Origin of the sequence: Burkholderia seminalis DSM 23518, assembly GCF_902832885.1 — a bacterium.
Taxonomy (GTDB): Bacteria; Pseudomonadota; Gammaproteobacteria; order Burkholderiales; family Burkholderiaceae; genus Burkholderia; species Burkholderia seminalis.
The window spans coordinates 739,676-765,113 of sequence record NZ_CADFDK010000001.1 but is presented as its reverse complement, the minus strand read 5'-3'; the positions used below and the strand labels follow the sequence as shown (position 1 = coordinate 765,113).

The following is a 25,438-nucleotide window of genomic DNA, read 5'->3' as shown; positions in this document are numbered from 1 at the left end:
AGTGGCATCGACAACAACCGACGTCCTGAGCGTGGTCGGGAGCATTGGCGGCCTGGCGTCGGCGGTTGGCGATGCTGCGTCGCTGTTGGCGGGCGACTGGTTTTCAACACTTCAGAAGGCCAGTTACGGCGGCGTGCCTTTCGGCGTCTTTGAAATTCGCAATTCGACCGGTCGGCAGCAGGCAGTTCATACCTACCCGTTTCGTGATGAAGTATGGGTGGAAGATCTGGGCCAGAAGCCTCGTGCGTTCGAGGTTATTGGCTTCCTGCTGGAGAACGATCTCAAGACGAATCGAGGGTCTGTAATTGATCAGCGCGACGCCTTGTTTTTTGTATGCGAGTCGCCCGGAAACGCTACGTTGGTTCACCCGACGTTCGGAACTGTCAACGACGTTGCATGTTTGAGCGTCGAGGCGATCGAGCGGCTCGACCTAGGTCCGGTCTTCGAGATCCGGCTCACCTTGATCGTGTCGGGGCCGCGCAAGTTTCCGACGACTCAGGTATCCACGGCAGACGATAGCGCGAACAACGCGGCGAACCTGAAGGAGAAAGGACTTCTCGACTACGCAAAGGACATCGCGGCGGACATCCGGAACGGTGCGGCCGTCGTGCAGAAGGCTGTTTCGACGGTAGTTGCCTGGTATCAGCTCGGCGTCACGGCCGTAAATGACGTTAAGCGCGTGATCGGCGCTGTCTCGACACTTTCAGGAAATTTCGGCCGCCTCTTCGGTGGCGGCAATTCGGGCTATTCGGCGAGCAATGCGAAAGCGTCGCCCAGCACCACGGCAGCTGACCTGCTTGCGGCGTCGGCTGCAGGGCGCGCCGCTGTCGTGTCCGCTGGCGCGGCCATGCAGGCGGCCGCGGCGAATCCGTCGGAAAGTGCCACGCTTGGCTCGAGCGTCGATGCGTTTGTTGCTGCGATCGCCGCTTCGGCGAACGATCCGGCGGACGCCGTGCGTTTGGTGAGTGGACTCGTGCAGTACTCGCCGGATGACGTCGTCGTGCCTGGCCAGATCGGCGCATCGATGAGCGTGGTGCAAGTTGCGACAGCGGCGCTGCTTCGGCGGTACGCGCTCGCGCAGCTGGCCGTGACGCTGTCGAGTTATCAGCCATCGTCACAGCAGGATGCAGCGACGGTTCTGTCAAACGCGCTCGATTTGTATGACGCAGAGATCGACATCGCGGGCGACGCGGGCGACGACGATACGTTCGTCGCATTGCGATCGCTGAGACGAGCGGTCTATGCCGACTTGACGGCGCGCGGGGCCGATCTTGCGACGCTCGCGACGTTCTCGTTTAACACCACGTTGCCGTCGCTGCTGCTCGCACAACGCATCTACGACGATGTGACGCGTGAGCCGCAGTTGCTGCAGCAGATCGACCCGATTCACCCGGCATTCTGCCCGATTACGTTTCAAGCGCTTGCGAAATGAACGACGACGTAACCCTTAAGGTCGCAACCTGCACGTTCAATCCCGCAGCTAAACCCGGGCAGGAGACGTTCACGACGTCGAATGCGCGCTCGATTACCGGGTGGACTGACGTGACCGTTTCGCGAGGTATCGAGCGCTGCCCATCGAGTTTTGAGGTGAGCTATACGGAGCCATATCCGGGCGTGGGCGAGATCCTCGCGCAGCCTGGAGACTGGGTGCAAGTCGTGCTCGGCGATGATCTGGTATTGACCGGCTTCGTCGACCGCTACATGCCGTCGTACAGCGGCAATCAGCATAGCGTGCGAATCGTCGGCCGAAGCAAGTGCCAGGATCTCGTCGACTGTGCAGCGCTCATCGATGGCGGTCAGCTGCTCAACATGACGGTCGACAAGATCGCGGCGGCGCTATGCGCACCGTACGGGATTGCGTCCAGCGTCGCAGCTGGCACCGATGTCGGTGCGCCGATCGAGCAGGTCAACGTCATGGTTGGACAGACGTCATATTCGGTACTCGAACTTTTGTGCCGCTACCAAGGACTGTTGCTGTACGACATGCCGGATGGCAGTTTGATCTTCGCGTCCGGTGGCCCGGCTACGCGTACCCGTAACACGTCAATCGGCACGCGGGTAGCTTCGAGTGGCTTCACAGAGGGAATCAACGTCGCATCGGCCTCGTTCATGATGGCAATGGACGGCCGATTCTCAAGGTACGACGCAGCGTATCAGGGGCTCGACACGCTGCGCGACATCGGTGACGGGGGAAATATCATTTCCACCGTGCACGACAGCACAGTGCCGCGTTTTCGGTATAGGGCGATCATTTCCGAGAATGTGAACGGCGGGAGGGATATTGCCCTGCAGCGTGCAAACTGGGAGATGGCATATCGGCTCGGCCGGTCGTACCAGGTGCGACTCGTAACGGATTCGTGGCGCGACTCGGCGGGGGCATTGTATGAGCCGAATGTGCTCGTGGACATCGACTTGCCGTCGCTGAAGCTGCCGAAGAAGCGTTGGCTGATTTCTGACGTGACGTACAAAAAGGATTTGCAGGGTACGTCAGCTGAGCTGACGATCATGCCGCCGCAGGCGTTCTATCAGGAGCCGATCATCCTCAATCCGGTCGGTCCGGACTTCAGTAGGGTTGCGCAATGACGGAGATTTTGAATCGTATTCGAAACCTGTTCGGGCGTGGCCGGATCACCATAGTCGACGATACGGGCCCTGTGCAGATCGTGCAATTGCGGATGAACGGCCTGGAGGTGCCTGCAGGCCGGTACCGCGTGCCGGAATTCGGTTTTTCTTCGAATCCACCGATCGGCTCGGATGCACTTGCCCTGCACGTCGCCGGCGACAGGTCGGCCGGCGCGGTGGTCGGAACGAACCACCAAGAATCGCGGCCGCGCGGGCTCGCGCCTGGCGAATCGATCCTGTACAGCCAAGACGGGAAGAGCGTCTACCTGAAGAACGGCAGCATCGTCGTTGACGCGAAGGGGCAGGACGTTGTCGTGAACGATGCAGCGAACGTCACCTGGAACTGCAGCGGTGATTTCAAGATCGTCGCCGGCGGGAAGTTCAGCGTCGTCGCGCCAGGCGGGTCCGAATTCGACACGCCGATGCTCTCGTCGACAGGTGACATGCAGGACAACGTCGAAACGAACGATGAAACGATGAAGGGCATGCGTGAGCGGTACGACGAGCATACGCACGACGTGGTGAACGTGCAGGGTGGAAGCTCGACGATCGTCTCGGACGTGCCGAATCAGCAAATGTAGCGCTGCTGCGCCCCGCCACAACCAACCCGCTTCGGCGGGTTTCTTTTTGCCTGCACGAAATGCCCGACATCACGCTTTCTTGGGACGCCGCGACGAATTACGCGGACTGGGTCCTAGCCGGGGCGGACCTCGCGACAGGGAGCGACCTCCAGAGCGCAGTGCTGATCAGCATCTTCACCGACCGCGAGGCGAGCGTCGACGACGTCATTCCGGACGGATCGGCGGACCGACGCGGCTGGTGGGCAGACGACGAGATCCCGATCGGTTCTCGGATGTGGCTGCTGAAGCGAGCGAAGCAGACGACGCAAACAGCGCAGCGCGCTTACGACTATCTCGCCGAGGCGCTTCAGTGGCTTATCGACGATGGCGTGGCCGGGCGCATCGAGATCACGACGCAATGGGTGCGCCGAGGCGTCCTCGGCGCGCGGATCGTCGTGATCAAGAACGGCGTCGTCCCGTTGGACGGTCAATACGTGTGGGTTTGGGAAGGAATTAACTGATGCCGTATCTTCGTCCGACACTTTCCGAGCTCAAGGCGCAGGTCGCGGCCGACATCCAGAGTCGGTTGCCGGGTACCGATCCGTTGCTGAGATTTTCGAGCTTCGGCGTTATCGGCCGCGCACTGGCCGGGCTGGCTCAGCTGCAGTATGGCTATACCGACTACATCGCGAAGCAGTCGAACCCATTCACCGCGACAGACGAGTTCCTCGAGGCGTGGGCCGCGCTGAAAGGTATCTATCGCGAACCGGCGGCACAGGCCGGCGCATTGACGCCCGGGCAGATTCAATTCATCGGCACGAGCGGGACGATTCCTGCCGGCACGTCGATTAGCCGCAGCGACGGCGTCGGCTATACGACGACGAGCGAAGGAACGGTAACGGCCGGAGTCGTCACGGTGAATGCCGTGGCGAACGCGGATCCGGCCGGCCTGGTCGGCGCATTCGGGAATTGCGCCGTTGGCACCTCGATGACGCTCGGCGTCTCGATCGCCGGCATCAACTCGACAGGCCAGGTGTCGGTGGCATTCACTGGTGGCGCCGACATCGAGAAGGATGACAGCTTGCGTTCGCGCATGCTGTTCGCGTACCAGAATCCCGCTCAGGGCGGTTCCGAATCGGACTACGTCGGCTGGGCGCGTGCGGTGGCGGGCGTGACGCGCGCTTGGTGCAATCCGGTCGGCTTCGGGCCCGGCACTGTCGTCGTGTACACGATGTTCGACCAAGCGGAATCGGGCAACGACGGGTTTCCGGTTGGAACGGATGGCGTCGCGACGAACGAGAAGCGCGGAGCGCCGGCCACCGGTGACCAGCTCACGGTCGCGAACTCGATTTACCCGTTGCGCCCCGTCACGGCACTCGTTTATTCGTGCGGCCCGATCCCGACTGCGATCGATTTCACGATCACTGGGACGGCCAACTTCACCGCGGCGCAGAAGGTCGCGATCGAATCGGCTATCTCGGGGATCTTCGTGTTGTACGGATCGCCGGTAGGAACTGGCAGTCAGAACGGCGTCGTTGACCTGTCGTACATCGATTCCGCGATCGCCGCGATCGCAGGCACGCAGGGCTTCGTGATCACGTCGCCGCTGCAGAACATCGTCGGAACGACGGGGCAACTTCCGGTACTCGGCAACATCACCTGGCTTCCTTAAATGAGCGCACCGAACTATTCGGCGACCGACTTCGAGTCGGCGTTGCATGCGCTCATGCCTCGCGGATTGGCGTGGCCGCGCGATCCAAGTTCGGTGATGGGGCAGTCAATCGCGGCACTCGCGCCGATCTGGGCGCGGCATGTCGCCGCGAATAACTTCCTGCTCATCGATGCATTTCCTTCAACAACGGTCGAGCTGCTGCCGGAATGGGAGGCGACCCTCGGGCTTCCTGATCCGTGCGCGGGTGAGGCCCCAACGATTGCGCAGCGACAGGCGCAAGTCGTTGCCCGATTCGCGAACAGCGGCGGTGCGTCGATCGCGTACTTCGTCAATTACGCGAAAAACCTCGGGTTCGACGTAACGGTCAGTGAGTTCACGCCGTTTCGTGTCGGGGTGCATGCCGCGGGCGATTCCGTTGGCGCAGAGGGATGGGCTCACACGTGGCGCATCAACGCACCGTCGACAACGATCAATTACTTCCGCGCCGGCCTGTCGGCCGCAGGAGAGCCCCTCGAATCATGGGGTAACGCGGTCCTCTTTTGCGAGATCAACTCGCTGAAGCCCGCACACACGCTGGTGATCATCGCCAACCCTGGTTTCTTGGATTCGACCTTCAGGCTCGACTCAACGACTCTGTCATAGAGGCATTCATGTTTCGTACCGATCAGAACACGGCTGTTACATCGCTGCCCGTTCCGGCGCCGGCGGGGACGCCCGGCTTTTTCACCGGCGGAAACCCGGCAACCGGTCAGGCGGCCACCATCCTCGATGCCGACTGGCTGAATATGGTTCAAGAGGAGCTCATGAGCGTCCTCGCAGCTGCGAGCATCACTCCCAGCAAGACCACATACACCCAGATTGTGGCAGCGATCCGAGCGCTGATTGCTTCCTCGGTCGGCGTGATCAAGGGCATCGCGCGTTTCACTTCGAGCACTTCATTCACGGTTCCTGCTGGCGTTACGACCGTCTATGCGAGCGGGTGTGCCGCTGGAGGGGCAGCGGGCTCGGGCGGCGCTGGTTCGGTATCAAGTACATCGGCCTGGTCCGCGGGCGGCGGCGGTGGTGGTGCCGGTCAATCGATGATTCGCGTTCCCTATACGGTTGTGCCCGGGAGTGTGATCAGCATCACGATTCCGGCTGCGGCGACGGGCGGCGCAGCCCCGACGTCGGGCAACGGCAACAACGGAGCGTCAGGCGGAAACCTGGTCATCTCCGGTACGGGCTTCAATGGGGGCACGCCGGTGACGCTTCCCGGTGGTAACGGCGGTTCTGGAGGTCTGGCGGTGACGAACTCCAATGCTGCAGGCGGGGCGGGCGGTGCTGGCTTTCCGAGCGGCACTTACGGTTCCGACGCCACGGCCAATAATGCGAGCGGGACTGGGGGGATGGGCGCAAGCTCGCCTTTCGGTGGCGGCGGCGGTGCTGGCCGTGGTGCCGCTGGTGGAGGCATTGCCGGTGCGAGTGGATACGGGTTTGGATCTGGCGGCGGCGGCGGTGGGGGGGTCTACATCGCGGGCGGCGGCAACGGCGGAGCGGGCGGCAACAGCGGCCCGGGTTTCCTGATGTTCGAATGGTGATCACATGACAGTTTCCAGCTACGCGATCGTCGAGAACGGCGTCGTCATCAACATCGTGCTTTGGGATGGCAAAGCCGAATGGGCCGCGCCAGACAACTGCCAGGTTGTGGCCGCGACGGCCGGCGCCGAAGTCGGCGGGACGTATGACGGTAAGGCCTTCACGCCTGTGCCCGTCTCCCAAAAATCCATTTCTTCCTGAGCGAGACTGTCATGAAAAGGATCTTTGCCACCATCGGGAGCGCGATTTGTGCAATCGTGCTGCTCTGGACGTTGCCAGCGCATTCGCAGTTCATTTCCGGGCAATTACTCACGGCCGGGCAACTGAACTATGCATTCTCGAACGTGCTTCCTCTCACGGGCGGTACGCTGACCGGCGCGCTGACGGTGCCGACGCTCGCAAGCTCCAACGCCACGATCACGGGCGGTTCGATCACCGGCCTGTCATCTCCTATCCCGGTCGCGTCGGGTGGCACTGGCACAACGACTCGAACGGGAACGGGTTCTGTCGTGCTGTCCACGGGGGCGTCGGTTGGCAGCCTCACCGTTTCGTCCGGCACGTTCGCATCGCCTGCGTTCGCATCGTTCGGCAACCAATCTGCCTGGCTTAACTCATTGATTCCATGTACGACCGCGTGCGCGCAAACATGGTCGCAATCGACCGGCGGTGGAATGGGTTTGCTCGGCGCGACACGATCGTCGGACAACACGCTTGCTGGATCGATGGCTGCGCAAGGTGTCGCTGGATATGCGATCAACGACAACACGTCGCAGGTGCAGACCGTCTACGCGGGCTACTTCGAGGCGCGTCGAGCGGCCGGAGCTGGCACCACGCAGGGCAACGAAATCGACATCGTGAACCAAGGTTCCGTTGTCGGCCTCGACCCGTACAACATGTTCTCGACAGGCACGACGCCCGGAATGTGGATTTCGTCGGGGCGCCCGGACGTCACGACGAGCGCGGCGAACGCGAGTGCGGCGATCGGCGTCATCAACAACAACACCGCGTTCGAGAACGGGCTCGTTTTCCACAGCACCGCATTGAACACGACGTCCGGCGAAGGTAACGCGATCGTGCTCCCGCAGAAGGACGCGGTCGTGTGGTATGGAAGCGCGGGCAACAAGGTGGCTGCGATCCGAAGCGACGCGACGACCGCGTCGCTGCGCATGATCTTCGCGAACGGTCAGATGGTGCTGCAAGACCTGTCCGGCAACACGAAATTCACGTTCACGACGACGGGCGGATTCACCACTCCGTCGAGCATCCAAGGCTCGACTGTATACGGCACGAATGGCGTCGTACTGCCCGTAACGACAGTGGCCAGCCTGCCCGGTTGTGGCGCAGGCACGCGCGGCTATCTCTACGCCGTGACCGACGCAGCGTCACCGACATACAACAGCTCGGTCACTGGAGGCGGATCGACGACGATCCCCGTGTTCTGTAACGGGACGTCCTGGACGGCTCACTAATACGCGCATCAGCCAGCAGCAGGGCGCCATCGGGCGCCCTTTTTTATTTCCGGGGAATGAATGAAAAGCGATCTGGCATCGAGCGCAGCGAAGGCGGCGCCGGCAGTGGGAAGCAATTTCTGGTTGTGGCTGACGAACCACGACATCAACTGGTGGGTAGCCGTTGCGACAATCGTCTACATCGGGTTGCAGGCGTACTACCTGGTCAAGAACAAGGGCAAGCAGAGCTTGCTCGATACGTGACGAGGTCGCAATGACACCCGATATTTTGGCGAGTGCGTTGCAAATTTCGCCCTCACGCGCGACGCCTTGGGCTGACCCGCTCTCGGCAGTGATGGCGCTGTATGCGATCGATTCGCCCGCGCGGCAGGCTGCGTTTCTCGCGCAGTGCGGTCACGAATCTGGCCGCTTCCAATGGCTGCGCGAGATCTGGGGGCCGACGCCGGCGCAGCGTGCGTACGAGCCGCCGGCCGCGAAGGCGGCCACGCTCGGCAACATGCAGCCCGGAGACGGGTTTCGGTACCGCGGCGGTGGCCTGCTGCAGATCACCGGCCGCTACAACTACCGTGTGATGGGCCAGAAGATCAGCGTCGACCTCGAGGGCAACCCCGACCAGATCGTGCAACCGAGCGTTGCGGCCGAAGTATCGGCCCAGTTCTGGGCCGACAACGCGTTGAGCGCCTTCGCCGATGCAGGCGATTTCCTGTCGATCAGCCGCGCAATCAACCTCGGCAATCCTCGCTCGACGGGCACGCCGAACGGGATGGATGACCGCCAGGCGCTCTGGACTTCCTGCAAAGCGGCGCTCGGCGTCAGCTCGTAATTCTCGGCGCGCATGCGCTACACCTCGCCGCGGTCGCGGCACAAAACGGAGATTCGTTCATGAATCGTGCAACCTGGATGAAGTTCATCGCCGGCGTTCTGCTGTTCGGCACCTGGCTCGGCCTCGTGCTGGCCCGTCTCGCGCCGGCGCCCGCTCTTGTCGACGCGATCGGCTATGCGCTCGTCGGCCTCGGGATCTATCACGCGGCCTCGGATGGCGGGAATATCGTGCTGAAGTTCCTGGCCGGACTGCTTCTGTTTGGCGCGTGGCTGGCGCTCGTCGCCAGGGGCTTGACGCCGGCCGCTGGCCTGATCGATGCAATCGCATATACGCTCGCGGGCCTCGGCGTCTATCAGGCGACGGGCAAGCCATCGCTTGTCACCGCGCGGATCGACGGCTTCTCGGTGACGCCGGTGACGCTGACGGGCCTCGCGGGCGCCGGCAGTGGTGGTGCCGCAGCGATGCCTGCAGCTGCCTCGGCGGCTTCCGCGGTCACCTCCGCCACCGCTGATTCGCCGGCGGCACCGGTGGCAGGCGCCGACGCCGTACCCGCAGCGGTCCCGGCCGTTGCGGCGCAACCCGCGCCGGCGCCGTAATGCGCGCGGCCGTCGTGCTGGCCGCGTGCCTCGCATTCGGCGGTTGCGATTCGCTGCGCTATGCCGGCATCGCGCGGTACGACGTATCGCCCCTCGTCAACGAGGCCGGCGATCCCGCTGGATGTTGCGTGCTGCGCGTTTGGAACGGCAAGCAGATGGCGACCGTCGAGGCGACGTTCACGCATCAATCCGACAACTCCTATTCCATCTCGCTCCGCGAAACCGACGTTGAAGCATTCGCAGGGCAGGCAACCGCCGCAGCAGCGGCATCCGATGTCGTCGGCGCGGCAACTTCCGCCGCGGTGACGGCGATCAAGACCCTCAAGTAAGGAAACTCCCATGAAGCGTTTTTCGATGCTGCTCGCGGCAGGCGTTGTCGCGTCCGTCGCGCTGTTCAGCGCATGCTCGTCGCTCTCCCTCCAGACGCCCGCACAGGTCGCCTCGAAGGTCTGCCCGTTGCTTCAGACCGAAATCAGTACCCTGTCGCAGGCCGGCGTTTTCACCGGCGGCGCAGCCGTCACGCTGAACGAGAAGATCGCCCCGAAGGTCGATGCAGCATGCGCGGCTGGCGCGGCGGTCACCCAGGTCAGTGTGCAATCGATCTCGTCGGCGGTCGCGCCGCTGCTCATCACGGTCGTGAAGGAATCCGGGCTGAAGCAGTCCGACCAGGTCACTGCGGTGCTGGCGATCGGCACGATCAAGGGCATGATCGACGCGGCATTCCCGCCGGCAACGGTGACCGCGCCGGCCTCGGGCGCCTCGTCCGTCCCGACTGTGCCGATCGCGCCGGCTGCGATGACGACGTTCCGTCACGGCGACGTGCTCACGGCCGACGATCTGAATCGCAATTTCGAGGCGCTCAACAAGCGCCTCGAAATGCTCGAAGGCGTGCCGCAGCCGGCCGAGATCAATGGCTTCTGGCGCGCGGTGCCGGCGGTCAATTACCCCACGGCAGCGATCGCCGGCGCGCCGTTGTGATGAAGCCGATTCGCGTCGCACTGAGCGGCAGCGGCTTTCGCCTCGGCGCGCATCTCGGCGCGCTGCAGGCGATCGAGGATGCCGGCTATACGATCGTCGAGCTCGCCGGGACGTCGGGCGGATCGATCGTCGCAAGCATGTACGCGAGCGGCGTGCCGCTGGACGTAATGCGTCAAATGCTGATGGAGATGGACTGGTCGCGGATAATGAGCTTTTCGCCGTGGACGCTGATCCGGCATCAGGCGCTATGTAGCGGCGAGGCCCTGCGCGAGTATCTGATGGGCGTGACGAGCGGGAAGACCTTCGCCGAGCTCGAAATCGATCTGAAGGTGATCGCGACGGACCTGTTGAACGAGCGCGAATTCCAGTTCTCGAAGACTTCGACGCCTGACGTCCCGATTGCGCTGGCCGCGCGCGCGAGCGCATCGATCCCGATTGTATTCGTGCCGGTCACCGTCGCGGGTGGCCTATTCGTCGACGGCGGCATGTGCGACAACATGCCCGTCAGCGACCTGACGGTCGATGACGTGCCGCGGGTGGGGATCTTCCTCGAGTCCGACGATTCTCCGCTTCTGCCTGGTCGATACGGATTCGCGACGCTCGCACCGCGGATGATCGACGTCATGCTCGCTTCGAACGAGGAAACGCACCTCACGCTTGATCAACTGACCGGCGCGACGTTCGTGCGCGTGCCGACCGGCTATGCCAGCTCATTCGACCGGCACATGTCGGTTGCCACGCGGGAGCGCCTGTACGACGACGGATACGCGGTTACGGCCGGCGAACTGGCGACCTTGCTGGCGCGCGCAGCATGATCGAGGGGCGCCGTCAGCTCACGGTGGCCAAGAGTTCGCGCGCCGCATCTCGTCCCTGACCAGCAGATACAGCTTGCGCCAATGTCCGAAGGGGCCGCTCAATTCACCAACGTCTTTGGTCACGCGGTCCACGCATTCCCAAAAATCCAGAATTTTGCGAAGCGATTGGCGAAGCGTCACGATTTCGAGGATCAGGCGCCTGAATTCCTTATCGTGATGCGTGCGCCACAGCTCGCGCAGCTCCGAGTCGCTCGGGGCATCGAATTTTGGCATCCGAGGAACACGCCTGACGTGAGGGTCTGTAAGCCGCACGACGTTGCGGTCGACTTTCGTTTCTTCGATCGGCCGAGCGTCCGATTCGTCGAGGAACTGGTCTGTCAGGGCCTGAAATTCTCCGGGCGTAACGGGGACGTGCGTGCGCCGCCGCTCCCCGGATTCGAGGTCCGTGTACTCCCAGATATACGCCCAATTGGGTTTCATGATGCGATACGATACTGTATGGATATACAGTGTAGCGCGGGGTAAGATGGGGCCGTCAAGAACGAAAATAGGGGACGGCGATGTGCACCAACTACCGCGCGTCGCATGAAGACTACGAGCTGCGCGAGCTGAAGATCCAGCCGTTCAGCGATCTCTACCGGCGCTTCCCATGGAAGCCCGAGATTTTTCCGGACTACCTCGCGCCCATAGTGCGCGCGGCCGGCGACGGTGCCGAAGCGGTGATTGCGAACTTCGGCATGATGCCGAAGGCATTCCAGCCGGCGGGGAAGCACTTCATGACGGTCAACGCTCGATCCGAAACCGTCGCCGAGAAGCCTGTATATCGTACGGCATGGCGCGCTGGACAGCGCTGCCTGGTTCCTGCGGCGTGGATCTACGAACCGAACTGGGAGACCGGTAAGCACGTGCGCTACCGGATCGGCGTCGGCGATTGGCAGCCGTACTGCGTGGCTGGGATCTGGCGCGCGTGGCGCGGCCCGGACGGCGCCGAAACGCTCGCCATGGCGATGCTGACCGTCAACGCCGACGCGCACCCTGTGATGAAGCACATGCACAAGCCCGGCGACGAGAAACGGTCGGTCGTGATCCTGCGGCCGGACGATTACGACGAGTGGTTGCACACGAAGAACGTCGATGCGGCACGCGCGATGCTGCAGCTATATCCAGCGGATCAGATGGTTGCGGAGCCAGCTCCACGTGAGACTGAGTAATAGTAGACTGTTGAAATCAATCTACAACAAGTCATGACGGGGAACTCATATGCTCGGGATGAACGACGATACGTGGTTTCGGGTCGTATCCGTTACTTATTTTGCTGCCGCTTCATTAAGCATTTTGGCTGGTGTTGCTCAATATCGGGTGAGTAATAGAATATCAGACAAAAAAGATGCGGAGTTGGCGCAATATAAGGTCGAGGCAGAAGCTAAAATCGCAGATGCAAATAAGAAAGCAGCGCTGGCAAATCAGGAAGCGGCAAATGCCATTCGTGAGGCGGCTGTAGCCAACAAGGCTGCTGCCGAGCTTAATGAAAAAGCGATAGTTTTGGAAGCTGAAAATCTTCGCGTAAAAAAGCAACTTGAATGGCGGGCCATCGATTCCGAGCAGCGACAGAATATTATAAAAAAGTTTCGGGCGCGTCCGGGAGTAGAGGTTGAATTGGGTTCGGTGATGGGAGATGCGGAGGGGTTGAGTTATGCATCTCAATTTGCTGATGCTATAATCTCATCAGGTTGGAGCCTTCCTGATGGCGGTGCAAAACAAATGGCGTTTGGTGGGAGTGCTCCTGTAGGTGTTCAAGTTTGGGCAAATCAAGCAGACGAAGATAATCCAAAGATTCGCGGCATTTTAGATTTAATCGTGTCAACTTTGTTTGATGGAAAAATAATACCAGAACGTAGAGTTGAAGGGCGACCCGATGTCCAGCAAGGAAAAGTACTCATCATGATTGGTGTGAAGCCACCGCTTAAAGTGCCTCGGTGAGTACGATTGAGATCGTGCAAATGTAGCCTGGATGAGCTAAATTTTAATAATTTACGCTACCTAATACCTTGGAACATGAGCAAAACTCGCTACGCCAGATAAGCCGCTTGCAGCACCTTATATTCCAATGATTTTATGTAAGTTATTGAAATATAAGGAAAATATTCAAGGATTGTGATTCCTGTCGTCGTGGGTTCGAGTCCCATCAGCCACCCCACAGAATTCCTAGCGGTATCAAGAAGTTAAAAACGGCACTGTCCCAAAAGACAGTGCCGTTTTTGTTTTGACTTCCGCAAAGAGAATTTTCATGGGGCCTTTGCGTTTCACGATCTTGTTGCAGACGCATGCCGCGCGTGGCTGTTGCCGTATCTGCGAGTGGGGCAGGGCATGCACCGCGCTGCTTTACGCGAACGTGCCCGGAGTCGCGTCGATCTGCGGCCAGCCGAGATCAGAAACTTGATTTCCCGATTGCCGTCCAATGGCGCGTACTCGGCAGCCGTCGAGATTCCTGATGGCGCGCCGGTATGCACCTGTTACGGATACGGCGCGACCTTCGCAGAACCTTCCAACAACAAGGGAACTCACGCGCTGCGGCGAATGCAGATTCCGGCGGAGGTGGTTGTATAGCCGGCCAACCTCAATTTGAGATGCGGGTTGTTGCTGTACGGCGGCGCGTCGACGTGGAAATCGAGTGCGTGCGCGTGTGGTGCTGGCGCGAACGACTCAACCTCGTATCCTCGCTTGCGTAACCGCATGACGAGTTCTTCCATATCGCGCTTTCGGTAAATCACGGTGCCGCCTTCGCTGGACGTATCGTCGTTCGACGAAAGATTGTATTCCGTCGTGTGAACGGCAACCCCACCGGGCTTCAGTGTATCCATGCTGTTGATGACGAACTGAAGGCCGGCCTCCAGATTGCCAAGGTGCTCGAAGCAGCAGGAGGACCAGTTGAAATCAAAATCGCGCAAAGACGGGGCAATGGCGTTCATGTCGCAATGTTGATGCGTCACGGCGCGATCGAAAATTTCGTCGGCCACGATGTTCGGGAATCGCAGCTCGTTGAGGGCGTTACTGTGTTGTCCGGTTTGGGACCATCCGCTGGATTGTCCAATTTCCGGTGGCGCGTCAGTGGCGACGATGAAGCATCCCAGTTTGGCGAAAAGCGCCGGCAATCGCTCCTGACCCACGCCAAAGCCGAGCCCGCGCCGACCGGGGGTGAGCATGCCTAGCCGGTTCAGGTGGTGGATGATGTATGTCCATTCCCAAAATTTTCGCTGATACATCGGGGGGAGGCAGAGCATCGCGCAAACTCGTGCATGCTCCGGGTGAAGCATATCGGCCGCACTACATGTCGAGTACTGCATGAACGGCGCTTGATCGTCGAGGACTGGATCGGATGGAACGAAGATTCGTTGTTCGATTGCATTCGCAATGCGTTTGTCCAGATCGAAATGCTCACTTGTGCATCCGCGCTCGACGTACAGGGAGTCGATCTTTTTTTGAAGGTCGACAGTCGCCTGCTTGAGCCGCGCAATTTCTGCCCGGTCAGATTCGATGCGCCGATCGATCGCAACATTGATACGGAACTGCACCCGCTTCCAGATCGGCCTGCCGATCGCCTTCAATGCCGCCTTCACCATTTCGGTCTCCATCGATGTGGTGGGGGTCACGGTTGGCAATCTTACGTCATGTAAGTGGGATCATCCATCCACTGTCGTTCGGCGTTTGCTTCATTCTCGGGAGTGCACTACCGACGGTGTATCGGCACGCACACGTGTCGAGGGGCAGCCGCACACGGAGGATTTGTCGTTTCTCGAAACTCGAACCGTGCCTCGACGCGACCTCGTGACAGGGTGGATTCGCGATTGGCCGGCGTGAGCATCTCCCGAGCCTCAAGCCGGAATGCGTGCGCGTCAGCCAGGCGACCACGGCGACCCGCGACACTTCGGTTTTTCGGGTTCGATTACGACAATGCATACTGTGCAGGCCTCGATTTCGGGCCGTGTGAAGTGCCCACGATCGTCGCTCGGAACTTGCTCGATTACATGTTCGTTCTCGACGTTTCACTTCTCGGTTGACCACTCACCATGAAGAACATCCGCATTCGCTTGCTTGTCGCGCTCGTATCGTTGGCCGCGTTGCCGTCGCACGCTCAGCCGGCGGCCGGCCTGCCACGCACGGCTTCTCAACCCTACGGCGCGTCTTCCTCGAAAACCGGCCACACGGCACCCACCGTTGCATCATTCGGAAATCAATTCACCTGGCTTAACTCATTGATTCCATGTACGACCGCGTGCGCGCAAACATGGTCGCAATCGGCCGGTGGTGGAATGGGTTTGCTGGGAGCGACGCGCACGTCGGACAATTCGCTGACCGGGTCAATGGCCGCTCAGGGTGTTGCGGGCTATGCAATCAATGACAATACGGTTCACGTCCAAACTGCCTATGCCACCTACTCCGAAGCGCGGAGAAGGCCGGGCGCCGGAACGACTCAAGGGCATGAAATCGACGTTGTAAATCAGGGCTCCGTCGTTGGACTCGACCCGTACGACATGTTCCGGAGCGGTATCACCCCGGGGCTCTGGTTGTCATCGGGACGCCGTGATGTGAAGACCGGCGCGGCCAACGCCAGTGCCGCCGTCGGCATCGTAAACAACAACACTGCCTTCGAAAACGGGATCGTGTTTCAAAGCAGCGCCTTGAACACGACGACTGGCGAAGGCAACGCAATTGTATTGCCACGAAAGGACGCTGTCGTGTGGTTCGGCAGTGCAGGGAACAAGGTTGCGGCAATCCGAAGCGATGCAACGACCGCGTCGCTTCGCGCGATATTTGCGAACGGGCTGCTTGCGTTGCAGAATCTTTCCGGCGTCAACGAGCACACGTTTTCAGATACCGGAAACTATTCCGCAAAAGGAAATATTTCGGCTGGCGGAACAGGTTCAATGCCGCTTTATAGCCCGACCGGTGCCGGCGCGAATGCTCCGCACATGGTGCATGGATCGGTCGTGTTGGCATCCGGCAGCGCCACGGTCAAACTCACCGGTCCAGCCGTTTATACGTCTGCGTCGAGTTATACCTGCACGGCCAACGACACGACCGCGGCGAACGCCGTGAAGGTCAGTCAAGATTCGGGTGCATCGATCACTTTCACCGGAACCGGCACGAATACGGTTCAGTTTCTCTGCGCGGGCAACTGATCCGCTGCTCATTCGGAGCCAGCCGCTTTGGGACGACATTCTTCAGGCGGTGTTCATCGCCACCACCAGTTGTGCGGCGGGCCAACGGCACAAGCCGTCGAATCCCGCTAGAAGCACCGGCATCAATCCTCCTGGGTGCTCGTTCGCCAGGCAAAGCGGGCGTGTGTCGAAATTGGGCTCGACATCGAACGCAGCATCGGCTGATATCGCTGCTGCTTTCCGCTAAGGTTTGCGCGCGCCGTGCCGTTATCTCTCCTGGACAGCCCTCGTGCCTCGAATGCTGATCCGTTTTCTTGCCTGCTCGCGTGATGCGCGAGCAGGCTTTTTTCGTTTACGGCATTCCATCGAAGACTGGATTGGCGGAATGGAACAGGGACTTGGCGCCAACCGACAAAGCGCAACAGTCTTTCATGGGTGTAATGTATCGCCTTCCTCGTGCCCTCATGCTTTGCAGGGCCGTTCGATCCCGACGACCCATGAAGGCGCCGGGATTTTTTTTGCATATGCAGCGATACCCCCGCGATGCGTCACCGAGAAAGGCATTTCGCAAGGCACGGTATATTTTGCGACGACACATACCGATCGATAGAACACGCTACAAGGAGTCGCCAACCCATGTCGGACACTCGGACCACGCTTCGCGCCGCGACTGCGCACGACGCGTCCCTCATCGCTCGCCTGCATACGCAGAGCTGGCAGACCGCATACAGTCATATCCTTCCGGCCACCTACCTGTCGGATGAGGTGCCGACAGAGCACGCGATCCGGTGGCGCAAGTATCTCGATCGCAACGAAGACGAGTGGGGCTTGGTGCTGATCGCCGAGTCGGACGGCGCGCCCGTCGGCTTCGTCAGCGCGGAACGTCCTGACGATCCGGCGCTCGGTGTGCTGCTCGACTGCCTGCATGTCCATCCTTCGCATCACGGCTGCGGGACGGGCAAGCGCATGATCGAAGCCGTCCGTGCGTGGGCGCGGTCGATCGGCGCGGGCAAGGTCCACCTGCAGGTGCTGGACGGCAACGTGCGAGCGATCGGTTTCTACGAACACAACGGCTGGCAACTGGCCGGTATCGAAACGAGCCGCATCGGCCCGACGGAGGTCACCGATCGGATCTACGCGATCGACGCCTGAGGGCTTGCCGGTATCGGTGAGAAAGCCGGACGCGCTTCGCCGTTACTCGCCGCAATATCGAACGAGCAAATCAGCCTCGGTCTCGTGGATCTCGACGGGCAGCGCCGTCGCGCCCGCATGGGCAAGATAGCGCGCCCGATGCTGGCCGTTGCGAAACGACGCGACGCCGATTTTCGACAGGCCGGGAATGCCGAGCAGCGTTCGCGCTCTGGTCTCGCGAAACGTGATGAACGGCATGTCGGGAATCCTGTCCTGATCCGGAGCGAGGAATGTGCGGATACCCGCGGCTTTTCCCGGGGCCCAGTACTGGACCGACGGCAGGACATAGTCCGTCGTGTCGCGGTCGGCGCACGCCAGCAACTTCTTCAGATCGATCATCACGACCCGATGTCGCGAGTCGTCGGACGAGAATACCCGCTTGAGGTGCGTATAGGCATACGGGGCATGTCCGGGGAGCTGGATAATCCAGACATCCACGCCGCTTTGTTGTGCGTGGGCGAGTGTCATTATTTCCTCTGGTGGTGCGAGCGGGTTCTTGGGTTCGAGTTTAGCAGTGCGATCACGGCAACGGAGCAGGTCGATACGCGGAATGGAAAAACGGAACGACTCGCCGCATAGGCACAGGGGCAGGGAAAGCCGGTGGCAAAGTAGCGGCGGTCATGCATCGGCAGTCGATATCGACAGGGGGCGAGACTGTCGTGATACTGCCAGCCGGAAGGACATGCGTTGTAACAGTCATGCAAGATTCACACAGTGGCGCGCAATGCGGCACGCGTGGTTCGTCATGAGGCTGGAGAGGGCGGAGTGACGGGCGCAAATCATGTCGTCGAAACTTGAGATCGAGTATCTCGATTACTGCTTCACCGCGACGCTCGAAATCAGGGCGTCCGGCCGGACAGCCGTCGTCGACTGGCGACTCGAATCCGACTCACGTGGCAAGACGCTCGCGTGGATCGTGTTCGATCGCTTTCTCGCGCGCAACGACTTCGCCGACGAAGAAGATGCGCGCGCCAATATCGTCGACTGGCTGGAACGGCTTGCCGACCCGCGGTCCGGCGCATCCACCGAGATCGCGAAGGCCGGTGCGGCGGTTTCCGGGGGCGGCGTGGCGACGGACGCATCGGCTGCCGAAATCGTCGGCGAAACCGTCGTTGAAATCGTCAGCGATCCGGACTGGGTCGACATGGTTGCCGACTGGTTTTCCAGCAGCGCGCCTGGATGATGAAACCGGGTTGCCGCGTTTCCGATGTAATTTATGCTATTGCGTTCGAAAAACGCCAATTCATAAAATCAGGCGCGAGAAAATGCAGCCGGAATCACGTCGCGTGAAAAATAGAATAAACCTGCTTTGACAATGCGCGTGATTTACCGGAAACTGGCCCGATTCCGAGGACGTCCGCGTGAACTAAAAAAATAGAAGACCAGACATGAAAAGAAAAACGCCGGTAACGGCTGACATTGATCAAAATCGCTGCCGACCTGGTGGGCCGCATGGCCATGCCGTTCAATGAAGGCAGAAATTTCCTGAATCGTCGACATACCCGAGTATCGCCCGGCAATCGACCGGGAATTTCGCGCCCGGCTCATGAGGCTGTCGCCCGTTGCCGCATGTCATCAAAGGGTGAGTTGCCGCACAGACCGTCTTGTGACCCGCGATCACAATTTGGCCGGTTGACCGTTCTTCCCCGGCCCGGTCAACTATTTCCCCGCTCGCTCGCGCAGGAGCGGGGGCTTTTTGCCCGTCCGACGCCGGAAGACCGCGTCGGCGGAACCGGACAGGCGTTCGGCAGGCTGCGCGATGGCACCCACGGCGCGCCTCGGCAACCGTTCGCCTGATCAGCACGCATCGTTTTCCTCGTGCCTGAGCGAACCCTCAGGCCCATCGCCGGTTTCGGCCGGCGATGCCTTGATCCCGGCGGCGTGTCACAACGCTGCCGGGATGTTTTTTGCGCCGGACGCGTCGCGTCACGTCGTGCGCGACGGCCATGCCGATCCGCTCAGCCAGCCTGTTCGACGCTGGTTTCCCATCCGTCGTATTCCCCGCCGAGTGAACGCACCTCGCGATTGATCGCGATCGTGTGACGCGTGATGTCGGCCAGCGCCATCGTGCCTTCGTGCGAAAACCGTACGGCCGACTTGCCGTCCTCGGTCGGCGCGACCGACTCGACCGGATAGCCTTTCCCTTCGGCCCAGTCCGCGAACTGGTGCGCGTCGCTCGGGTCCGGGAAGTACGCCCAGTGCATCACGCGCCGGCTCACGTCGCTGGCGTCGCCTTTCTGCCGCAGCGCATCCAGTACGCGCATGTCGCGCATCATCTGCCAGTCGTCGTCGGTCGGGTATAGCGTCTGCCAGTACGATGCCTTGTCCGGATCGTCCTGGTGCGCGTACTGAAGCGCGTAGGTCGTCTGTTCGGCCAGCGCGTCGACGATCTCGGCCGCCGCCTCTTCGTCGAACGGCACGTAGAACAGGAAATCCCGGTTGCCGTCGACGGTGATGCGGCCGACCTGCACGCCGCCTTTCGCGGTGATCGCCGCGTCCAGCAGATCCTCGATCTTTGCCAGGTCGGCGAATTCGTCGCCGGCCGGCAGGCCTTCGGGCGTCGGATGCGCGAACGGAACGCGCACGGTGAGCAGCGACGTGCGCGGATCGCCTTCGGCGATTTCCGCGAAGCTGTGGTTGAAGCTGATGAAAGCCTGATGGTCGCCCATTCTGGCAGGGAAGGTTCCCCAGGCGTCGGTCATGTGTTTCTCCCGTACACGATTGTCTGTTGACGGTTGCAAAGCGTCCCAATGTATCATCGAAAATCGCGTGGGCAGCGACGCGCGCATGATCGCGTGCCGCGCGCGAACGTCGGCGAGAGCCGTGGCCGACTGCGGCTTTCCGCAGGCGTGTGGCGGGCCGCGAGAAAAATCCGAAGGAGATTCCGATGTCGATGTTTGCGGTGAATGGTGTCCGAATCGATCCGCTCAGCGCGCGCGTGACGCACGTGCGCTGGGCGGCCGTGAATCCGGCCGACCGGTCGTGGGCGGCGACGCCGAGCGAGGCGCCGGTGGCGGACGTGGCACGCGCGCTTGCGTCCGGCAGCGATGTCCGCGCGATCTTTTCGGCATCGGACGCCACCGCGATCGGGCCCAGGCTGAAACGCGTGCTGTATCGGGATGCGTCGGAAGGCATCGAGCTCGACATCGATGCAACGAGCGAGTCGCGCACGTTGCGCGATCTTCCGCAAATCTGAGCGGACCGGCGCGCGCGCTGCGGCGTCGACTGCGGAACCTGGCCGAACGGCCGCTAGCACGACACTGATCGCGAGGCGTAGTATCGAATCGTCGCCATACTGCATGCGGGTTGCGCCGAACGGTCAGGAGGGGCGCGCGAGGTTCGGCGAGCCGGTATCCGAATCGAATCGCGCAAACGCGTACGAGATCATGTCCAGGCCTGTTATCGCTCCGTTGGGATCCGCGCTTTGTCTGGCGCTCGCAGCCTGCCAGGCCGCGCCCGAAGCGCCGCTTCCGCCGCCGTCGCCCGAGACCGCATCGGCAGCCGTGCCGGCAGCGTCGCCGGCCGAGCCGATTCGCGGCATGGGCATGGCACCTCATCTGGCAGGGCAGAGTCACTGGGCCGTCGGTCAGTGCACGACCAACGGTACCGTCAAGGTGTGCAATTGACCGGCGCCGTCGGCGCGGGGCGCATGCCGCGTAAGCAAGACTGGAATCCTGATTGGGCACCCGCGTCGATGGGCCGGTTGCCGTCGACGCGAGCCAGCGAGTAATGAACGACGAACACGTGACAGACGATTCCGGCCTGCATGTCGATCCCGCCGAGGGAACGGTCATCGGCCAGTTGCCGATGACGCTGGCGGTCGATGGCAGGAGCCTGAAGAGAAGGGCGGTGGTGTGTGCGGTGCTGGCCGTGGCGAGCCTGTGCGGTTATGCGGCCGATCCGGCACTCTGGCCCGTGGCGGCGCTGGCCGCGATGCTGGCGCTGGCCAGCGCGGCCTTCTTCTTCGCGTCGCGGCGCAAGATGGCGCTGCATATCGACGAGACAGGCTTCAGGCTGATCGGGGCCGCGCGTGAAAAACCCGTCACGCCATGGCGCGACGTCACCGAATTCCGGATCATCAGCGTGGCCGGAAATCGCTACATCGGCTACCAGTTCTCGCCGCATTCGTCGCGCACCAGGGTGCCGGGTGGCGTGATGCTGCCGATTGCCCGGTTTGTCGATCTTCCACTCGACGCGGTGGCCGGATTGCTGGAGGCATGCCGCCGTCAGTTCGGCGCGCCTGATGAGCGGGCCGACCGAATGGGGTGACGGCGGGGGTGACGGCGCCCGATTCGGGCGCTCGCGCGACCCGCGACGCGAAAAAACAAAAAATAGGCGGGGCGTCGTGTCGAATTCCGCCGTGGTCGTCCGTCGTAGCATCGGAGGCGTGCGCATCGCGCGTCCGTCCCGATTTTCGATACGACAACCGACTGAAGGAGCGACACCCATGTCCACGTCCGTCAAACCGATCCCGGAAGGGATGCGCACGCTGACGCCGCACCTGATCTGCGCCGGCGCGACAGCCGCCATCGACTTCTACAAGCGCGCATTCAATGCAGTCGAACAGTTTCGCCTGGCAATGCCTGACGGCCGGCTCGCGCACGCGTGCCTCACGATTGGCGATTCGACGCTGATGCTGGTGGATGAAATGCCCGAACACGGCGCGCTCGGGCCGAAGGCGCTGAAAGGCACGTCGGTCTGCCTGCATCTGTACGTACCGGACACCGATGCGGCGATCGCGAAGGCGGTCGCAGCCGGTGCGACGGTCACGATGCCGGCCGCCGACATGTTCTGGGGCGATCGTTACGGCCAGGTCGAGGATCCGTTCGGCCATCGCTGGTCACTCGCGACGCATCAGCGCGACCTGACGCCCGAGCAGATCGCGGAGGCCATGGCCAGCGCGCCGCCCTGCGGGAGCTGACGCAGCGGCGCCCCCGCGGCTGAACGGCGGGGCGGCGGCAAGTACCCGCGGCCGGCTTGCCGCGGTTACGCGCCGGTCATCTTGCCGCGCTGCTTGTCCTCGTACATCAGTTGATCGGCCGATGCGAGCAGGTCGGCCACGCCCGGATGGCGGGCGGGATCGTACGCGACGTGGCCGACGCTGAACCGGATCGCGTAGCCGCGTGCGTCGGCCGCATTGCGCAAGGCGAGCGCCTGCGTCACGCGTTCGACCGGCTCGACGACGTCGGCCAGATCGGTGGCGCTCAGCAGCACGACGAACTCGTCGCCGCCGAGCCGTGCGATCACGTCGCTGTCGCGCAGCGCACCGGTCAACGTGTCGGCGAACGTCTTGAGCGCACGATCGCCTTCGGCATGGCCAAAGCGATCGTTGATCGCCTTGAAACCGTTCAGGTCGAAGAACAGCAGCACCGCGTGACGGCCGAGGCGGTCGCACAGGCTCAGCACATGACGGGCGAGGATCTCGAAGCCGCGCCGGTTCGTCAGTTGCGTGAGTTCGTCGGTGGTCGCGAAATGCAGCGCAGCGATTTCGCGTTCCGTCATGTGGGCGAGATCGCCGAGCAGGGCGAGTTCTTCGGGTTCGAGCGAACGCGGCCGCGTGTCGATCAGGCAGAGCGTGCCGATGGGGGCGCCGTTCGGTGCCGCGAGCGGCCGGCCGGCGTAGAAGCGGATGCCCGGTGTGCCGGTGACGAGCGGGTTGTCGTGGAAGCGGCCGTCGTTCAGCGCGTCCTGGATAACCATCGTGTCGCCCGCGAGCAGCGCGTGCGCGCAGAACGATACGTCCCGCGATGTCTGAGTGGCGTCGAGGCCCGCGTGGCTCTTGAACCACTGACGATTCTCGTCGACGAGGCTGACGAGCGCGATCGGTACGTCGAACAGCCGGCGCGCGAGACGCGTCAAGCGGTCGAATCGCTCTTCGGGCGGCGTGTCGAGGATCGACAGCGAATGCAGCGCGTCGAGTCGAGCCGCCTCGTTGGCCGGTTTCGGTGCGATTTGCATGGGCCTGGTCGCTTGTCCCGGCTGCAAGGCCGGTCACAGGATCGTATGTTGGACAGTATCGCGCATTATTCGGCGCGTCGCCAACCCGCCCCTCGGTGACGGGCATTCCCGACGCTGTCCCGATCGACGCAGATGCAGTGAGAAGCGGGTGGCATGCGTCTGCGTTGCATCACGATGCAGAATCGGCTGCGCGATGTCTCAAGGTGCGCGGTGCAATGCCGTAAATAGGGCGAGTCCAATCGTTCTTCGCATCCCACCGCCCCATGGTTCGAATTCTGTACGCGGGTTATCTCGCATTTGCGCTGTATCTTCTTTACCCGATGGTTCAGAACACCCTGGCGTTCAGCACGGATTGCGTGCGCAATGCGCTGCCTGCTGTGTCGACGACGCCGGCAAGCAGCGTGGACGGGCACGCGAACCGCTGTGTCCCGACCACGCAGGCCGGTGCCGCGACAGGACGGATCGCTGAAATCCATTGAATGCGCCGTCCGGCGCGCATGTCGTTCGAGGCGTGAAGCGGCGACTGGCCATTCGGCCGAATTGAGCGTCGCGTCACGCTCGCCGATCATCTGCATCACGGCGGTGCGAGCGCGGGGTATCGGGAAGCGGCGCCCAGCCCGTGGCGTGCGTCAGTAGCTGGAGCGGTACGGCGCGCCCTGGTCGAAGCGGCTTTGCCAGTGCGTGAGGTAGCGCGACGCGAGTTGCCGATTGTTCCAGACCACGACGACGTTTTCCGAATTGCGGCTGGCCGCCGACGCGCTGTAGTTGAACGAACCCGTTTCGACGTGCTCGGCGTCGATCACGAGGTATTTGTCGTGGTGGATCGCATAGGTGTCGATCGTGCGGGTCGGGATGCCGGCGTTGACGAGCAGGTTCAGTGCCTGCTTGCTGCTCTTGGCACGGTTGCCCTTGTCGTCGACGACCACCGCGACATTGACGCCGCGTCGCTTCGCGTCGAGCAGTGCGCGCGTGACGGGCGGCGACGTGAACGAATACGCGGCCACGCGGATCGAACTGCGCGCGGCGCCGATCGCTTTCAGCACGAGTGCCTCGGCGCCGCCGTCGGGCGAGAACGCCGATTCGACCACCTGCGTCGCGGGCGCTTCATGCGTGGGCGTCGGCAGCCATCGCGACACGAGGTCGATCGCCTGCTGGAGCAGCGATTCACTTTGCGTCTTGCCGAAGGCGGCGAAGGGTGTGGCGAGCAGGGAGGCGGCGAGACAGGCAGCGGCGAGGCGATTGCGCGACAACATCTTGGACAGCGAATAATTTCGAGACAGCGGGCCGTGAGTGTAACGCAGACGTAGCAGCGCGGTCACGCGCGTATCGCGACGCGATGTCGCGCGCGATGTTCATTCGTGCAGAGCCGATGCAGTGAAGTTGCGTCGCGCGTCAATCCTTGACCGTCGGCGTGCCGGTTTCGCGCGCAGCGATCCACCCGGGGCCGGGCTCGGGTTGCACGTCGCGCGCATCGAGTGGTTCGCCGCAGGCCGAGCAAACGGTGACCGCATGCATCAGCTGGCCGCAGGTACGGTGGCGCAATTGCACCGGCGGCCCCTGGCCGTCGTCCTTCCAGCGATCGCCCCATGCCGTCAGCGCCAGCAGCGCCGGGTAGAGGTCGCGGCCCTTGTCCGTCAACCGGTATTCGAAGCGCGGCGGCCGCTCCTGATACGCACGCTTGACCAGCACGCCTTCGTCGACGAGCCGCGCGAGCCGTTCGGCCAGCACGTGGCGCGTGAGGCCAAGCTGGGTCTGGAACGCATCGAAGCGGCGGCAGCCGAGGAACGCGTTGCGCAGAATCAGCATGGTCCAGCGGTCGCCGAGCACGGCGAGCGCGCGCGCGACCGAACAGTTCAGCGTGCCGATGTCATCCCATTTCATCGTCGAGTCTCTTGCGTCTTGCTGCGGTTCAGCGAAATAGCGGGTTCGATTATAGAACCCGCCTTCGGTTGTCACAGGCGCGGCTGCGTTGACAACGGCCGGCATCGTTGTCAATAATGAGTTCCAATTTAGAACTTAC

General features: G+C 62.1%; 32 protein-coding genes. 25 read left to right on the top strand and 7 right to left on the bottom strand.

Annotated features, from left to right (window positions below; translation table 11 throughout):
• Nucleotide 1: 1 nt before the first annotated feature.
• From HWX00_RS03495 to HWX00_RS03425, 15 genes are read left to right on the top strand one after another with little or no spacing between them, the layout of a single operon-like run.
• Entirely contained in the window at nt 2-1,432 is a 1,431-nt protein-coding gene (locus HWX00_RS03495) for a DNA circularization protein (RefSeq protein WP_175026942.1), read from the top strand.
• Complete coding sequence (locus HWX00_RS03490) at nt 1,429-2,583, top strand: phage baseplate assembly protein (RefSeq protein ID WP_175026941.1); 1,155 nt, start codon at nt 1,429-1,431, stop codon at nt 2,581-2,583. The genes HWX00_RS03495 and HWX00_RS03490 overlap by 4 nt, the downstream gene beginning before the upstream one ends.
• Nucleotides 2,580-3,203 (top strand): phage baseplate assembly protein V, encoded by a 624-nt coding sequence (locus HWX00_RS03485; protein ID WP_175026940.1) that lies wholly within the window; start codon nt 2,580-2,582, stop codon nt 3,201-3,203. Before HWX00_RS03490 ends, HWX00_RS03485 begins: the two co-directional genes overlap by 4 nt.
• A 59-nt stretch (nt 3,204-3,262) precedes the next feature.
• Nucleotides 3,263-3,703 carry a phage GP46 family protein gene (locus HWX00_RS03480; protein ID WP_175026939.1) on the top strand — a complete coding sequence of 147 codons (441 nt, stop codon included), beginning with the start codon at nt 3,263-3,265 and terminating at the stop codon, nt 3,701-3,703.
• Nucleotides 3,703-4,854, top strand: coding sequence for a baseplate J/gp47 family protein (locus HWX00_RS03475; protein WP_175026938.1), 1,152 nt, complete (start codon nt 3,703-3,705; stop codon nt 4,852-4,854). The genes HWX00_RS03480 and HWX00_RS03475 overlap by 1 nt, the downstream gene beginning before the upstream one ends.
• Entirely contained in the window at nt 4,855-5,496 is a 642-nt protein-coding gene (locus HWX00_RS03470; protein WP_175026937.1) for a YmfQ family protein, read from the top strand.
• 8 nt (nt 5,497-5,504) lie between these two features.
• Nucleotides 5,505-6,431, top strand: a complete 927-nt coding sequence (locus HWX00_RS03465; RefSeq protein ID WP_175026936.1) for a hypothetical protein — start codon at nt 5,505-5,507, stop codon at nt 6,429-6,431.
• Between the two features lie 4 nt (nt 6,432-6,435).
• Nucleotides 6,436-6,630, top strand: coding sequence for a hypothetical protein (locus HWX00_RS03460; protein ID WP_175026935.1), 195 nt, complete (start codon nt 6,436-6,438; stop codon nt 6,628-6,630).
• A gap of 11 nt (nt 6,631-6,641) precedes the next feature.
• Nucleotides 6,642-7,898 carry a hypothetical protein gene (locus HWX00_RS36690; RefSeq protein WP_226193763.1) on the top strand — a complete coding sequence of 419 codons (1,257 nt, stop codon included), beginning with the start codon at nt 6,642-6,644 and terminating at the stop codon, nt 7,896-7,898.
• 60 nt (nt 7,899-7,958) lie between these two features.
• Nucleotides 7,959-8,141 (top strand): hypothetical protein, encoded by a 183-nt coding sequence (locus tag HWX00_RS03450; protein ID WP_124668928.1) that lies wholly within the window; start codon nt 7,959-7,961, stop codon nt 8,139-8,141.
• A 10-nt stretch (nt 8,142-8,151) separates the two neighbouring features.
• Nucleotides 8,152-8,721, top strand: a complete 570-nt coding sequence (locus HWX00_RS03445) for a glycoside hydrolase family 19 protein (RefSeq protein ID WP_175026934.1) — start codon at nt 8,152-8,154, stop codon at nt 8,719-8,721.
• Nucleotides 8,722-8,780: 59 nt separating this feature from the next.
• Complete coding sequence (locus HWX00_RS03440) at nt 8,781-9,317, top strand: hypothetical protein (RefSeq protein WP_175026933.1); 537 nt, start codon at nt 8,781-8,783, stop codon at nt 9,315-9,317.
• Nucleotides 9,317-9,646: a hypothetical protein gene (locus HWX00_RS03435; RefSeq protein WP_175026932.1), complete on the top strand. Its 330-nt coding sequence runs from the start codon at nt 9,317-9,319 to the stop codon at nt 9,644-9,646. The genes HWX00_RS03440 and HWX00_RS03435 overlap by 1 nt, the downstream gene beginning before the upstream one ends.
• A 25-nt stretch (nt 9,647-9,671) precedes the next feature.
• Entirely contained in the window at nt 9,672-10,295 is a 624-nt protein-coding gene (locus HWX00_RS03430; protein WP_175026931.1) for a hypothetical protein, read from the top strand.
• Complete coding sequence (locus tag HWX00_RS03425) at nt 10,295-11,110, top strand: patatin-like phospholipase family protein (protein ID WP_175026930.1); 816 nt, start codon at nt 10,295-10,297, stop codon at nt 11,108-11,110. The genes HWX00_RS03430 and HWX00_RS03425 overlap by 1 nt, the downstream gene beginning before the upstream one ends.
• Nucleotides 11,111-11,128: 18 nt before the next feature.
• On the opposite strand, the gene HWX00_RS36685 is transcribed toward HWX00_RS03425, so the two are convergent.
• A complete protein-coding gene (locus tag HWX00_RS36685; protein WP_226193761.1) occupies nt 11,129-11,590 on the bottom strand; it encodes a hypothetical protein in 462 nt (153 codons plus the stop codon).
• Nucleotides 11,591-11,670: 80 nt separating this feature from the next.
• On the opposite strand from HWX00_RS36685, the gene HWX00_RS03415 reads away from it, so the two are divergent.
• Both HWX00_RS03415 and HWX00_RS03410 read left to right on the top strand, forming a co-directional pair.
• Nucleotides 11,671-12,321 carry an SOS response-associated peptidase gene (locus HWX00_RS03415; RefSeq protein ID WP_175026929.1) on the top strand — a complete coding sequence of 217 codons (651 nt, stop codon included), beginning with the start codon at nt 11,671-11,673 and terminating at the stop codon, nt 12,319-12,321.
• Between the two features lie 58 nt (nt 12,322-12,379).
• Entirely contained in the window at nt 12,380-13,090 is a 711-nt protein-coding gene (locus tag HWX00_RS03410; RefSeq protein WP_175026928.1) for a hypothetical protein, read from the top strand.
• A 581-nt stretch (nt 13,091-13,671) separates the two neighbouring features.
• Here the strand turns inward: HWX00_RS03410 and HWX00_RS03405 are convergent.
• Entirely contained in the window at nt 13,672-14,760 is a 1,089-nt protein-coding gene (locus tag HWX00_RS03405; protein WP_226193759.1) for a class I SAM-dependent methyltransferase, read from the bottom strand.
• A 417-nt stretch (nt 14,761-15,177) separates the two neighbouring features.
• On the opposite strand from HWX00_RS03405, the gene HWX00_RS03400 reads away from it, so the two are divergent.
• Together HWX00_RS03400 and HWX00_RS03395 are read left to right on the top strand one after the other, a co-directional pair.
• Entirely contained in the window at nt 15,178-16,290 is a 1,113-nt protein-coding gene (locus HWX00_RS03400; protein ID WP_175026927.1) for a hypothetical protein, read from the top strand.
• A 615-nt stretch (nt 16,291-16,905) separates the two neighbouring features.
• Entirely contained in the window at nt 16,906-17,421 is a 516-nt protein-coding gene (locus tag HWX00_RS03395) for a GNAT family N-acetyltransferase (RefSeq protein WP_175026926.1), read from the top strand.
• A 42-nt stretch (nt 17,422-17,463) separates the two neighbouring features.
• On the opposite strand, the gene HWX00_RS03390 is transcribed toward HWX00_RS03395, so the two are convergent.
• Nucleotides 17,464-17,928, bottom strand: a complete 465-nt coding sequence (locus HWX00_RS03390; RefSeq protein WP_175026925.1) for a plasmid fertility inhibition factor family protein — start codon at nt 17,926-17,928, stop codon at nt 17,464-17,466.
• 448 nt (nt 17,929-18,376) lie between these two features.
• Between HWX00_RS03390 and HWX00_RS03385 the strand changes: the two genes are divergently transcribed.
• Nucleotides 18,377-18,643 carry a hypothetical protein gene (locus HWX00_RS03385; protein WP_226193757.1) on the top strand — a complete coding sequence of 89 codons (267 nt, stop codon included), beginning with the start codon at nt 18,377-18,379 and terminating at the stop codon, nt 18,641-18,643.
• A gap of 775 nt (nt 18,644-19,418) precedes the next feature.
• Here HWX00_RS03385 and HWX00_RS03380 read toward each other — a convergent pair.
• Nucleotides 19,419-20,162 carry a DUF695 domain-containing protein gene (locus HWX00_RS03380; RefSeq protein ID WP_175026923.1) on the bottom strand — a complete coding sequence of 248 codons (744 nt, stop codon included), beginning with the start codon at nt 20,160-20,162 and terminating at the stop codon, nt 19,419-19,421.
• 185 nt (nt 20,163-20,347) lie between these two features.
• On the opposite strand from HWX00_RS03380, the gene HWX00_RS03375 reads away from it, so the two are divergent.
• The 4 genes from HWX00_RS03375 to HWX00_RS03360 all read left to right on the top strand — a co-directional run bounded on the left by HWX00_RS03375 (nt 20,348) and on the right by HWX00_RS03360 (nt 22,381).
• The gene (locus HWX00_RS03375; RefSeq protein WP_034187035.1) at nt 20,348-20,656 is read left to right on the top strand and encodes a hypothetical protein; all 309 of its coding nucleotides are present in this window, start codon (nt 20,348-20,350) and stop codon (nt 20,654-20,656) included.
• Nucleotides 20,657-20,846: 190 nt separating this feature from the next.
• Nucleotides 20,847-21,086: a hypothetical protein gene (locus tag HWX00_RS37260; RefSeq protein WP_124607996.1), complete on the top strand. Its 240-nt coding sequence runs from the start codon at nt 20,847-20,849 to the stop codon at nt 21,084-21,086.
• 103 nt (nt 21,087-21,189) lie between these two features.
• Nucleotides 21,190-21,729 carry a hypothetical protein gene (locus tag HWX00_RS03365; RefSeq protein ID WP_034187034.1) on the top strand — a complete coding sequence of 180 codons (540 nt, stop codon included), beginning with the start codon at nt 21,190-21,192 and terminating at the stop codon, nt 21,727-21,729.
• A gap of 178 nt (nt 21,730-21,907) precedes the next feature.
• Entirely contained in the window at nt 21,908-22,381 is a 474-nt protein-coding gene (locus HWX00_RS03360) for a VOC family protein (RefSeq protein WP_034186975.1), read from the top strand.
• Between the two features lie 65 nt (nt 22,382-22,446).
• On the opposite strand, the gene HWX00_RS03355 is transcribed toward HWX00_RS03360, so the two are convergent.
• Nucleotides 22,447-23,418, bottom strand: coding sequence for a sensor domain-containing diguanylate cyclase (locus HWX00_RS03355; protein ID WP_049036172.1), 972 nt, complete (start codon nt 23,416-23,418; stop codon nt 22,447-22,449).
• A gap of 263 nt (nt 23,419-23,681) precedes the next feature.
• Between HWX00_RS03355 and HWX00_RS36680 the strand changes: the two genes are divergently transcribed.
• Nucleotides 23,682-23,897 carry a hypothetical protein gene (locus HWX00_RS36680; RefSeq protein WP_034186973.1) on the top strand — a complete coding sequence of 72 codons (216 nt, stop codon included), beginning with the start codon at nt 23,682-23,684 and terminating at the stop codon, nt 23,895-23,897.
• Between the two features lie 150 nt (nt 23,898-24,047).
• Here HWX00_RS36680 and HWX00_RS03350 read toward each other — a convergent pair whose 3' ends face one another.
• Together HWX00_RS03350 and HWX00_RS03345 are read right to left on the bottom strand one after the other, a co-directional pair.
• Complete coding sequence (locus HWX00_RS03350) at nt 24,048-24,671, bottom strand: phospholipase D family nuclease (RefSeq protein WP_069705173.1); 624 nt, start codon at nt 24,669-24,671, stop codon at nt 24,048-24,050.
• A gap of 139 nt (nt 24,672-24,810) precedes the next feature.
• Nucleotides 24,811-25,299, bottom strand: a complete 489-nt coding sequence (locus HWX00_RS03345) for a winged helix-turn-helix transcriptional regulator (RefSeq protein WP_049036170.1) — start codon at nt 25,297-25,299, stop codon at nt 24,811-24,813.
• Nucleotides 25,300-25,438: the final 139 nt, after the last annotated feature.